This is a genomic window from Methylomagnum ishizawai (assembly GCF_019670005.1).
Taxonomy (GTDB): domain Bacteria; phylum Pseudomonadota; class Gammaproteobacteria; order Methylococcales; family Methylococcaceae; genus Methylomagnum; species Methylomagnum ishizawai.
This window is the reverse complement of the sequence record NZ_AP019783.1, coordinates 1,404,659-1,416,768: the sequence shown is the minus strand read 5'-3', so window position 1 is coordinate 1,416,768 and position 12,110 is coordinate 1,404,659. Positions and strand designations below refer to the sequence as shown.

Genomic DNA, 12,110 nt, shown 5'->3' with positions numbered 1-12,110 from the left:
GCTGGCCGCAGGGTTGAAACCTTAAATTTCTTCCAGAAGATTCACGAAGGGATGCCGATTCTTCCAGCGGTAGGCATTGAAATCGCGCTGGTCGATGGAAACAATGCGCCCATGCCCCAGGTATTCGGCCAGAACGACCAGGGATGCGTCGGCGAAATCCATGGGCAGGTTGGCATATTGCCGCATGAGTTCCGCCATGCGTGGCAGGTGGCTTTCTTCGATGCTGAAAAGCCGGAACAGGCCATCCTGTTGGGCGAGCGGGAATTGCGCGGACACTTCCGGGCCACGGCGGGTTTGCAATAAATAGCAGACTTCGGTGACGACGGGCACGGTGGTGATGAGCGGTTCGGTGAGTTGGGCCGCTTTGGCCCTCACGCGGTCGTGTAGGTTATCGCGCCGGTCGAGTAAGGCCACCCAAAACCCGGTGTCGGCGATAATCACGGATTGCCCCATAGGTGGTTCTTGTAATCGACGGATAGTTGTCCATCGCCCTCCATGCAGCCGAGCAACCCGTGTTGTTCCAGGATGCGCAGTACCTTCCCGCCTTCGGTTTCCAGGGGCGGGGGGGTTTCGTCCAGGGCTTGGGCCAGGAGTTGGGCGACGATTTCCGATAAGGGTTGATCCGAGTGTTTTTGCAGTTCCAGCAGGCGGGCGGCGTGGATGTCGTCCAGTTCGGTTTCAATGTGCATTTCAGGTTCTCCAAAGAGGGGGCAGGGTTAGCCAGTTGGCCCGTATATGGAAGTAGGGTGGGCATGTACCCATGCCCACCACCTCCGAATATCACGATGGGCCGGTAATACCAGCCCGCCCTACCCGACTTCGATGATTATCAAACTCGACAAAAAATATATGAAATTAATAATAGAAATTCTGAAGATAATAATTAAAACCATGACAAGTATTTTTGCAGCCTTATTTCTTGTGGCATCATATATAATTATGTCAATATTTTTATATCGCTCAAGTTTTGGGCTTGAACGGACATCATTAGCTAATGACACTATAATTTATACGTATTGCCTGTTAATTTTTTCTATATTTTCGACATTTTTCTCTAACTTTCTTTGTAAGAAAGAAAGCTCACCAATTAAAATTGGAAAAATCGGATATTTTTATGTTGCCCTGGCTCCATTAGTGCTTTTTTCCATTTTAAATATCACTGGCAGAATTTGTGAAATAAAAGAAGCCAACAAATGCACGCCTTTATTCGCATATTTCTAACCAAAAACCTGCCCGCGTGGCTCCGATTAGCCCGGTAGGGTGGGCATGTACCCATGCCCACCACCTCCGAATATCACGATGGGCCGGGAATACCGACCCACCACCCGGCTATCCCCCCAGCGCTTGCAACGCCGCCCCAACCACCGCCACCAAACCCGGCCCGTATTTCGTCGCGGCATCGCTGGCGGCGGCGATTACGCTGATCCCATCCGCCACCGGCCCGACGTTGTTCTTGATGTTGCTGAGGAAGTGCTTCAGCCAGCCCTTGCCCTGCTCCTTGCCGGAACGAACGTCATTCAGGGTACGGATCGCGGTTTCCACCTCGAACGCGGCCACCTCGCTTTTTGCGGCTTGCAGGTCCGCCAGCAACTGCCCCAGCAGTTCGCCCAACTCATCCAGCGCCGGGCTTTGGTTCTGCTGGTAGAAATTATTGTGGTCGGCCCTGGCCTGTGAACCCGCCGCGCCGACTTGACTTTGTTTGATATTGAAGATGTCGCCCATACCTTGAACCCCTACCTGTTCGGCTTGATTAACATAGAAAACTTGCGTCAATCCGGCTTCCAAGCTTTTCCGCTCGTCTTCCGTCATGATGCCCAGCACCTTTTTCAAATCGTACTTGACCCCTTTTTCCCGATAGAACACCTCGCCGTCTAAGGAAGCGTGAAGGACGTTGATCCAACTCGCCCATAGCTCCTCCTCGCCCGGCCTTTCCCCGAACGGGCCGCGTTGCTCCACCCACGCCTCGTTCGGCAAGCGGATCAATTCCTCATAAGGCAATTCCGGCATGGTGCCAAGGATGTCCTTCACTTCCTGATAAAGCACCGCGAAATAACGGTCCAGCCCAGCGCCGATCACCCATAGGGTCAGGGTGCGGTAATGGGCGTCACCGCGCAGCAAGGCCCGAGCGCCGCCATGGTTGGCGGTGCGCAACAACACGCCATGCCGCCAGACCTTGCCCCGGTCGATATCGGCGTGGCGCTCCACGATCAATCGCGACAGCAGTTGCGGCGGCAGCAGCCCCTCAAAGCGGAACCGGAACGCCCGCGCTTGTGATTCCGGGAAATCCAGTTCGGGTTCCTGGGTGGGCAACAGACTGGGAATCTGCAAATAAGCGGAATTCCCCTTGTCCCGATAGGCCACTTTGAATTGCACCATCGCGTCCAGGATGTAACCGCAGCGCTCCCATGGATAGTCCAACTGATTGCCGAGGTTGTCGGTCACTTCGGCCTCAGCCAGCCAAGCGAAGGCGTCGGCCTCGCCGACCCTGGAATGTTTGCGGGTGATGATCTCGTACACGCCATAGGTCAGCCAGCGCGGATTGAGCAGGTATCCGTTCAGCCGCCCCAAGTGCGGAAAATGCGAGTGCGGGAAATGCAAGATGACGCCCAGGCTATCCAGCAAATCCAGCAAACCCTTCGGATCGGCCCGCAGCTTTTTTTCCTCACACAGCCGTTGGTAGTCGGCCTTGGGCAGGAAGGTTTCCTTGGGCGAGCGGCGGCGCAGTTCGCCCAGCACCTGGAATTCTTCCGGGCTGAATTGCACCTGCACCGTGCCCACTTTGTGCAAGGCATCCTGCAAGTCGCGCTTGAACCCGGCGAAGGCGTGGAAATGGCGGCTGCGCTCGTCCGTCCATTCGGAGCAGGCGAGTTGATAGAAGCCGCCGGGCCAGATGTTGGGGTATTTCGCGCATAGGCGGCTTTGGTTCCATTCCATGAGCGCTTGGTCGGACTTATTGCCCACCAGCAGCACCGGCGCTTGGGGCGCGAAGGCGCGGACATGTTCCAGCCAATAATCCGCTTCGTTGCCTTCGGCGGCGGCGCTGCGTCCGTCTAACACCAGGATGTAGACGCAGTTGGACCGCAGGAAGAATTGATGGGTGGCGTGGTACATGACCTGCCCGCCGAAATCCCAGAAATGCACGATGGGACTGTCTTCCCATTCGGTGGCCGGGCGGTAGTGGCCGGTGCGGGCGTCCAGGCAGGATTCGCGGATTTCGACGCCGGGGGTCATCCTCTCTTCTCCTTTCACCACCGGCTCACCATGCAGGGCGCGGAGCAGCGAGGTTTTGCCCGCCCCGCCGGGGCCGATCAGGATGGCGCGAACCCGGTTGAGCGGGCGTACCTCCTCCCCATCATCAGCATCAGCATCAGCATCAGCATCAGCTATAAGATCATAAGATGTCGTGAATTCGCTAACGACCCGGCGTTTCCGAAGCTTCAACAGATACGCATTGATGGCCGGGACTTCCTGCTTCAGGATTTCCTCGGGCAACAAGACTTGATCGCGGATTTCTTCCCAGATCACCCGCTCGCCCCTGAGCCGGGCCTCGTACCAATCGATCCAGTATTGGAAGCCGGGATCGAGTTCGAGCATGAAAGCTTGCAGTATCCGCCATTGTTTCGCGAACACGGGGGGTAGGGGTTGGACTTCGGGCCAGAGCGGCAGACCGGACAATTCGACGCCTTTGGCGAGGCGGGCTAGGTCGTCGTTCACAGAAGAAAAAATAAAAGCGGCGTAGGCGTAGACGTCGTCGTCGTCGTCGTCGTCGGCGGCGGCGGCGACTTTAGCGGCAGCGTAGGCGGCGTCGGCGGCGGCGGCGGCGGCGGCGGCGGCGACGGCACCGGCACCGGCGACGGCGACGGCGACGGCGACGGCGGCATAAGCGGCGTAGGCGGCGGCTCTGGCGACGGCATAGGCGGTGTAGGCGGCGGCGGAGGTGGCGGCGTAGGCGTAGGCGTAGGCGTAGGCGTCGTAGGCGTCGGCGGTGGCGTCGGCGTCGGCGTCGGCTTTGGCGGCGGCGTCGGCGTCGGCGGCTTTGGCGGCGTCGTCGTCGGCGACTTTGGCGGCGGCGGCGGCGGCGGCGTCGGCTTTGGCGGCGGCTTTGGCGGCGGCTTTGGCGTCGTCGGCGGCTTTGGCGTCGACGTCAGCACATTGATTCGCCCGAAAAACCCAAAGGATTAAGAAAATCGAATCCTCCCGAGGAACAACGGAAGTGGGTTGGGATTTTTTGCCAGCGATTCGCGCAAACAATCTGGCCTTTATGAATGTCACTGTTGTCAATCCCGCCAATACCGGCACCACCCGCATCGCCGCCCGCACCGCCACCGCCGCCGCCTGTTCCGGCGGTAATTCACGGATACGCCTAAGGATTTCCTTCTTCTGCTCTTCTATCGACACACCCGTCCCCCTTTTCCAGACAACCCCGCCCGATTAAACACCCCCGTGCCTCCTCTGTCGAGCCACCGCACACCCCGCCCCCGCTTGACAGCGCCCAAAACCCCCGCCTACGCTATCCCCGCCCCACATTGCTGGGGCCGGGCGTAGAAACCCGCGAAACCTTGTAGGCGCACAGCCCCAAATTCCGCGTAACGGGCGTTTTTTACGCCCGGAATCCGCATATCGAGTTCTGACGGGCGATGCTTGGGAAGGCGCGAGCCTTGCCGGTGCCTACAAGCCGGTTTTCTACCCCTCGCATCGTCCGTCTCCCATTCTGCGTAGAAACAGAACGAGACGGCTCCAAACCTTAATTTGTAGGAGTCCGCCATGCCTAATCTCATCATCTCGGACACCCGCACCCATCAAGTAGCCGGAATTCCGGCTATCTTTGCAAAACAAGGCAAGATGGGTAGGGTGGGTATGAGCGCCAAAGCCCTTGTCATTTCCAACCGCCGTACCTATGCTGTCTACAAGGTGCTGAACACACCCAAAGGCGGAAACGCCACCCGACAGCTTGGCTTTTTTTGCGCCCGCAATCTGCCCAAATTCCCGGTTATGGTTGCGGTGTTCCCTGTCCGTAAGGCTGGGAGCATGTCCTTTGCATGTGTTCAACCACCGCAACCGCCCTTCGGGGCTTTCCAGTTGAACGGAAACAAAGGAGGCAGCCATGCCTAATCTCATCATCTCGGACATTTCCGTCCGCCAAGACACTCAAGGGCGTTACTCCCTTAACGATCTGCACAAAGCCAGCGGCGGCGAGCGCCGCCACGAACCCGGCTTCTGGCTTGCCAACCAACAAACTCAGGATTTGATCGCGGAATTGAAGGGCGAGGAAAATACAGGAAATCCTGTAGTTTCCATAAAGGGCCGCAATGGCGGCACCTTCGTCGTCAAGGAACTGGTCTACGCCTACGCCATGTGGATCAGCGCTTCGTTCCACCTCAAGGTCATCCGTGCCTACAACGCGCTGGCGACCCAACCGCGCAACGCCCTGCGATACCTCCCCGACGCCCCCGCGCCCTTCGTGGACATCCCGCCCGACCTGGAAACCCGCATCGCCGCCCACGTCGCCGGGCTGGCCTACGTCTCGGTGCGCGACCTCATCGCCATGTTCCTCGGCGACCCCGACACCGACCCCCACCGCCGCGCCCACGCCCCCATGGGCAAGCTGCTCCACCGGCTCGGCTTCGTCCGCAAGAAAGCCGTCTGCCGCGAAGGCCGCGACGGCCCCCGCGACTACTACCTGCTCCGCGCCGCCGCCCAAACCGCGCGGGCCGCGCCTCCGGCAACCGCCGGGTGGGTCACGCTGACCGAAGAAGAACTGAACACCCTCTGCGCCCAGGTCCGCACGGCGGAAATCGGCGTCGCGGCGGCGATGGACGCCGTCCACGCCCTCGAAGCCCGCACCGGCCGCCCCTGGTACGGCAGGAGCCAAGCCCGCTGATCCAACACCGCACAGGGGGTCTAACCGCCCCGTGCTTCGCCTCGCGGGGGCACCCCACCCCCGCCCGATCCACCCCAGGAGAACCCCATGGACCCCACCACACCACCCCCCTTGCTGGCGACCCTGCGCCGCCAATACCCCCAAGCCTTCCCCGACGACCCGGACGCCGTGATGCCCCTCGCCATCGGCATCCGCGAAGCCCTCGCCGCCGAGGGCCACGACCTCGAAGCCGTCCGCGCCGCGCTGGCCCACTACACCGGCAGCGCCGCCTACCAACGCGCCCTGGCCGAGGGCACCAAGCCCCGCATCGGCCTCGACGGCCAGCCGGTCGGCCCGGTGTCGCACGCCGAACGCCAAAAAGCCGCTCACTACCTCGAACACCCCGGCAAGCCCTACCGCCGCCGCCGCCAGCGCCACGGCAAGAAGGCCCACGCCCGCATCCTGGAGACCCTCCACATGAAAGCCGTCCAAACCAAGCTCGCCATCACCCTGCAAAACGATTCGTTCCGCCAATCCCTGGACCACGCCACCGAGGGCGCGGCCAGCGTGCCCATCGCCGTCGATATCAACGGGCGCGAATTCACCGCCCACCTGAACCCCGCCAGCTTCCGCAAGGCGGTCGCGGCCTTCCGCGAGGCCGGGCAACCCGTGGTCGTGGTCGAAGGCGTCGTCAACCTGGACGCCCAGGAACCCCGGATCGACTCGGCCCATGTCCGCGTCAAGGACAAGAAGCCGCCCAACCGGCCCAAACCCCAAGCCACGCCCGCCCCGGCCCCGGACCCAAAGCCCGCCCCGGCCACCTCCGGGAAACCCGCTCCGGTGGTCACGGTCGCCAAGTCCCGCGCCCCGGCGCAGCCGCAGCCCCCGGCGGAACCGCCCCAACCCACCCCGTCCCCGCTCGGAAAACCAAAGCTGAGCCTGAAACCCAAGCCCAAACCCTAAGCCGCCACGCACCGCGCCACCCGCCGCCGCAGCGTCTCCAAGGCCCGGATGTCCCGGTCCAGCCGCGCCAGGGCGGTTTCCCGGCCTTCCCGTGGAACGGGCCTATCCCCAGCCCCCGCGCCGGACGCGCCCCCGCCCAGCTCTGCCGGGGTGCCCCCGCTTGCCACGCCATCGCCCGCCACTTCGGGCCGCTCTGCGGCGGCGGCGCTGGATGGGGTGGCTGGTTCATCGGTTCGCCCCTGGGTTTTGTCCGGCCCGGCGACCGGCGCCGCTTCCGCCGCCACCGCCCCACCCGCCGCATCCTGTACCGGCCCGGCCACGGCCTCGGGCGCGGCGGCTTCGCCCACACCGCCCCCCTCCGGCAAAACCCCGGACGGAGGCGGAACCACAGCCCCGCCTTCCCCATCGCTCCGCCGCCCCGGCCCGGCCCCTTCACCGGAGCCCCCCGGCGTCAGAATAGTTGTCGCCTCTAATTTTCCGAATGAAAGAGGAAAGAAGAGGACAATTGCCCATGATTACGACGTATTCCGCAGAGTTCAAAGAGCAAGCGCTTCGGAAGGTGTTTGCGCGTGGCCGCCGGTCGATAAAAGAGGTGGCCGAGGAACTGAACATGAACCACTTGACCTTGAAGGGCTGGATGAAAAAGAAATTACCCGAGGCGGTACGCGGCGCGGTGAAGCGGGAGAGGCGTCCCGGGGACTGGCGCCCGGAGGAACGGTTGGCGGCGTTGCAGGAGAGCCATGGCTTGGAAGGGGAAGCCCTGAACGCCTGGTGCCGGGAGCGCGGCCTGTTCGCCCACCAGCTGGACGGTTGGAAGCGGGACTTTTGCCGGGATCCAGGGGGCACGGGAGAGGCATCGACGAACGCCCGGGAACTGCGGGTCCTCAAGGAGCGCAACCAGAGCCTCGAACGGGAATTGGCGCGTAAGGACAAGGCGCTGGCGGAGGCGGCGGCGTTGCTGGTCCTTCAAAAAAAGTACCGGGCGCTCTTGGGGGGAGGGGAAGAATGACCCCGCCGCAAGAGCGCGAAACCGTGACCGCCCTGATCGACGAGGCCACCGCCGCCGGCGCGCGCCTGGAGCGGGCCTGCGGGGTGCTGGGGTTGTCCGCCCGCACCGTCCAGCGCTGGCGATCCGGGGACGGCGTCCAGGCCGACCGGCGGCCCGCGCGGGTGTACGTTCCACCCCACAAGCTGAGCGAGGCCGAGCGGGCCAAGGTGCTGGCGGTGGCCAACTCCCCCGAGTTCGGCCATTTGCCGCCGTGCCAGATCGTGCCCCGGCTGGCGGACCGGGGGGAATACCTGGCCTCGGAATCGACCTTCCACCGCATCCTCAAGGCCGAAAACCAGTTGGCGCACCGCCGGGCCGAACGGCCGGGACAGCCGCGCGGCAAGCCCAGGGCCCTGTGCGCCACGGCTCCCAATCAAGTCTACTGCTGGGACATCACCTATTTGCCCGCCGCGATCCGGGGCCAGTTCTTCTACCTCTATCTGTTCCTCGACCTGTTCAGCCGCAAGGTCGTGGGCTGGCAGGTCTACGGCGAGGAAAGCAGCGCCCTGGCCGGCGAACTCCTGCGCGACGTATGTCGGCGCGAGGGCGTGGCCCCGGGCCAGGTCGTCCTACATTCGGACAACGGCGGGCCCATGAAAGGCTCGACCATGCTCGCGACCTTGCAATCCCTCGGCGTCGCGGCGTCCTTCAGCCGGCCCGCCGTCAGCAACGACAACCCCTATGCCGAGGCGGTGTTCAAGACCCTGAAATACCGGCCCGACCATCCGGTTCGGCCGTTCGACGACCTGGCGGCGGCGCGCCGTTGGGCCGAAGGCCTGGTCCGGTGGTACAACCACGAGCACCGCCACGGCGCGATCCGCTTCGTCACCCCCGCCGAGCGGCATGCCGGCCAGGACGCCGACCTCCTGAAGCGGCGCCGAGCCGTCTATGAGGCCGCCCGCGCACGGCATCCGCAACGATGGACCGGTGGCCTCCGCAATTGGCGGCCGATCCCGGCCGTACACCTGAACCCGGAACGATCAGCCGCGCCAGCCAAGACCCAATCCGAGGTTCACGCCACGCCTCCAAAAGCGGCCTGAACCCACAACGGCGAGGCGACAACTACATTGAAATCTTCCGGAGCCGGGTTCGCCGACGCTCCCCCCGGTCGGCACCGGATCGTCGGGCCGCGCCCCCTCGGGCCCGGATTCCGCCGCCGGACGCCGGGTCTTACCACTTGCCAACCAGGACTTGAACCCGTCCGGCGACATCTCGGTCATCGCGCCCAGCCCCTTCCAGCCGCGAGCGTAATTCCGCAGATAGGCGCGTTCGGCCTCCTGGCGGCTGGAATACCCGGCCATCACCTTGTGTTCATCGAACCGGCCATCCCCATCCACCTGATCGACCACGAACAGCGGCCCCCCAGGGTCCGGCGACGTGCCCGGCTTGATGAACAGGTCGATGGGGTCCTTGTCCTTGCCCACGGTCCCCTTGATATATCCATAATGGTCGCGCATCCGCACCGACCAGGGCTTGCCCCCCGGATCGACCCCCTTGCGCTCCGAGCCCTCGGGGTTCTCGATGCTCAAATCCAGGCCGAACGCCCGCACATGGCCTTTTGGGTAATTGCCCGCCTCTTTCTGGGCCTGCGAAGGTTCCGGTAGCGGATTGCGCGGCGAGGTCGCGGCGGTATGCGCCGATTGGTCGATAACGCTGGCGGGTTTGTCGGCAACGATCCGCAACGCCCCGGCGGCGGGATCGCCCGCCTTCGCCATGGCCTTGACCCGCTCCCGGATACTTGCCCCATACGCCCGGACGGCGGGTCCGTCCCAGCCGGTATGGTCCTGGACGAACCGCAGATAATCCGCATCCCGCTTCGATTTCGTCGCCTGCGCCGTGATATACGCCGCCTTGTCCAGGTCGGACTCGAAATCCAACCCGAACCCCTGGCCCCGATACCCGAACCGGGGTTTCGCCCCCGCCAAATCCGCCGGGAGCTTGGCGTCGGGGCTTTGCGCCGCCGGGCCTGCCGGGGCCGCGACCGGAGCTTGCGCCGGGCCGGGCACCGCGGTCGATGGCCCGCCGCCGCCGGTCGGCCAGGACAGCGGCACGTCCTCGTCATAGGGCGCGGGCGCGGTGGGCGGCGGGGCCGGAGCGGTTTTCCCCGCCTTGGGCGTTTTCGCGGGCCGGGCCGCTGCGGGGGGCGGTTGCCGCTTCTCCTGCCTCATCCCCCGCAACCGCGCCTGGACCAGGATACCCTGCACTTCCTGCGGCAACTCGAAGAACGCCGTATCCGCCCACCCGTCGCCGGAAATGCCCAGCCGGTCCAAAGCCACCTGCCGCGCCTGCGGCGATAGTTTCCGGTCCCACTTCTCCCGCGCCGCGCCCACCGCTTCCCGGTAATCGGCGTCGGTGGGCGCGGTGCCCACGACCGGCCCCGGCGCGGCGGATGCAGGCGCGACCGGCTGGGTAGCGCCCCCAACCGCCTGGGAATCAACCCCCGGCGCGGTTTCCGGCGCGGACGGGGCAGCGCCCCGGACCGTCGCCGACCCGGCCTCCTCCCCCGCTGTCCGCGCCGGTTCGCTGGCCCCGCCCCCCGTGAATCCACCCGTGACGCCCCCGAGCAATCCCCCCACCGCCGCGCCCGTGGCGACGGCATTGGGCACACCCTCCCACAGGGATTGATTCGGATCGAGGTAATCCCGCTTGGCCTCGTTCTGGGCCCACTGCTCATAGCCACTCTGCGGCGCTTCCTGCCCCGCCTCGACCCAGGCGTTCTTGGCCATCCCGCCCACCGCCGTGCGCGACGGCGCTTCCAGGGCGCGGAACATCCCGCCGCCGGTCGCCGCGCTGGTCAAACCCACCACCGCGCCCGCCTTCGCCCCCACGTCCAGCGCCGCCCGTTCGGCCACCATCCGCCAGGCCCGCCCCTGCCGCTCCAACAGCGGCAAGTCGCGGTCGGTCTCCAGGAACGCCGCCCGGAACGCGGGCAGCCGGGTATAGCGCCCGGGCGGGATCGCCATGAAGTCCTGGAAGGTCTGCTCGGCATCCTGCGCCCCGGAAATCAAGCCCTCCGCGCCGCCATAGGCCGCGCCCGAAGTCGCCACCTTGCCGAGCCATCCGGCCAGCCCCGGCGCGATGCCGTGTTCGACGGCCTTGGCCGCCACCTGCTCCGCCGTGAAGCCCAGCCCGGACAGCGCCGCCTTGCCCAAGCCCCCCATGGCCAGGACGCCCGGCGCGGATTCCAAGGCACCGGACAGGATGGCCTGCCCCGGATGTCCGCCCAGGGCATACGAGGTTTCCCCCGTCGCCGGGTCGGTGTCGCCGCGGATCAACTCGCCGTTCAACAGTTGTTCCCGGCCCGCCGGGGACATCCCCGATTGCCAATACTCCCGCGTGGACTTCGCGAGGTCGCCCAGCCAGTTGAACACCGCCGCCCGCGCATCCCGCCCCAAGGGCCGCACGCCCAGCGCCCGTTCCGCCCCCAGTTCCATGCGCCCCAGCCCGGCCAGGGTCTCCGGCACCAACGCCCCGGCGCTCCCGGCCAGCACCCGCCCATAATCGCCCGCCGTGGGTGCCTGGCCCAGGGCTTCGCGATACTCCCGCAGCCGGTCGCCGATGTTCCGCGCATAGTTGGGGTCGGTGGCGTAGCCCCCCGCCTTCAGGCCATTGCCGTATTCCTCCACCGACTGCGGATGCAGCGCGGCGGCATAGCGCGGATTGCCCAGCGTCGCGCCCAGGTCGTCGAACGATTCGGCAAGGGAGGGATAGGCCTTGAACACCGCCCGGTCCGGCGTGCCCGCGCCCTCGGTGGTGCCGAGTTCCCGGCCCTGCCCGCGATACCGGCCCTTGATCCCGAACAGGTTGTTGCCGGGGACGTGCTTGCCCCAGCCGGTTTCCTGGGCCGCCTGGGCGATGAGATATTCCGGCGCGATGCCGAGCCGGGCACCGACCCGCTCCGCATGGGGGCGTAGCGCGTCGATGAAGTCCCGGCGCGATTGGGTGGCCGGGGAAGGCGTCGGGGCGGGGGTTTGCAGCAGCTTGGCCGCGCCCGCCAGTTCGGGCTCGGCCAGGGACAGGGCGGCTCCGGCCCAGCCCTTGACGCGCCCGGACAGCGGCGGGCTGTAAGGGCGTGCGGTGGAAGGATCGAACCGTGTCGTCCTCGCGGCGACAGGCTCCAACGGGGGCAACTCGAAATCATCGCCGCCGGAGGTCGAAGGAACAGCCGCAAGGGGCCGTGCGGTGGAAGGATCGAAGGCCATGACGAACCCCTGGATTCAGCGTGTTGGGCGGGTCGCG

At 65.2% G+C, this 12,110-nt stretch carries 8 protein-coding genes and 1 pseudogene; 4 read left to right on the top strand and 5 right to left on the bottom strand.

Features of this window, described 5'->3' with window-relative positions; genetic code table 11:
* Window positions 1-21: 21 nt before the first annotated feature.
* The 3 genes from K5658_RS06545 to K5658_RS06535 all read right to left on the bottom strand — a co-directional run bounded on the left by K5658_RS06545 (window position 22) and on the right by K5658_RS06535 (window position 4,398).
* Window positions 22-453, bottom strand: coding sequence for a type II toxin-antitoxin system VapC family toxin (locus K5658_RS06545; RefSeq protein ID WP_246628584.1), 432 nt, complete (start codon window positions 451-453; stop codon window positions 22-24).
* Window positions 438-689: a hypothetical protein gene (locus tag K5658_RS06540; RefSeq protein WP_221066155.1), complete on the bottom strand. Its 252-nt coding sequence runs from the start codon at window positions 687-689 to the stop codon at window positions 438-440. The genes K5658_RS06545 and K5658_RS06540 overlap by 16 nt, the downstream gene beginning before the upstream one ends.
* A gap of 640 nt (window positions 690-1,329) precedes the next feature.
* A complete protein-coding gene (locus K5658_RS06535) occupies window positions 1,330-4,398 on the bottom strand; it encodes a COR domain-containing protein (RefSeq protein ID WP_221066154.1) in 3,069 nt (1,022 codons plus the stop codon).
* Between the two features lie 366 nt (window positions 4,399-4,764).
* Between K5658_RS06535 and K5658_RS06530 the strand changes: the two genes are divergently transcribed.
* The 3 genes from K5658_RS06530 to K5658_RS06520 all read left to right on the top strand — a co-directional run bounded on the left by K5658_RS06530 (window position 4,765) and on the right by K5658_RS06520 (window position 6,823).
* Entirely contained in the window at window positions 4,765-5,112 is a 348-nt protein-coding gene (locus tag K5658_RS06530; RefSeq protein ID WP_221066153.1) for a hypothetical protein, read from the top strand.
* Window positions 5,105-5,881: a KilA-N domain-containing protein gene (locus K5658_RS06525; protein WP_221066152.1), complete on the top strand. Its 777-nt coding sequence runs from the start codon at window positions 5,105-5,107 to the stop codon at window positions 5,879-5,881. The genes K5658_RS06530 and K5658_RS06525 overlap by 8 nt, the downstream gene beginning before the upstream one ends.
* An 87-nt stretch (window positions 5,882-5,968) precedes the next feature.
* On the top strand, window positions 5,969-6,823 hold the full coding sequence (locus K5658_RS06520; RefSeq protein ID WP_221066151.1) for a ProQ/FinO family protein: 855 nt from the start codon (window positions 5,969-5,971) through the stop codon (window positions 6,821-6,823).
* On the opposite strand, the gene K5658_RS06515 is transcribed toward K5658_RS06520, so the two are convergent.
* The gene (locus K5658_RS06515) at window positions 6,820-7,170 is read right to left on the bottom strand and encodes a hypothetical protein (protein ID WP_221066150.1); all 351 of its coding nucleotides are present in this window, start codon (window positions 7,168-7,170) and stop codon (window positions 6,820-6,822) included. The two genes, K5658_RS06520 and K5658_RS06515, sit on opposite strands and share 4 nt — an antisense overlap.
* Before the next feature lie 164 nt (window positions 7,171-7,334).
* Here K5658_RS06515 and K5658_RS06510 point away from each other — a divergent pair.
* A pseudogene (locus tag K5658_RS06510) lies at window positions 7,335-8,911 on the top strand (IS3 family transposase).
* On the opposite strand, the gene K5658_RS06505 reads toward K5658_RS06510, so the two are convergent.
* Window positions 8,852-12,073 (bottom strand): glucosaminidase domain-containing protein, encoded by a 3,222-nt coding sequence (locus K5658_RS06505; protein WP_221066149.1) that lies wholly within the window; start codon window positions 12,071-12,073, stop codon window positions 8,852-8,854. The pseudogene K5658_RS06510 and the gene K5658_RS06505 sit on opposite strands and share 60 nt — an antisense overlap.
* Window positions 12,074-12,110: the final 37 nt, after the last annotated feature.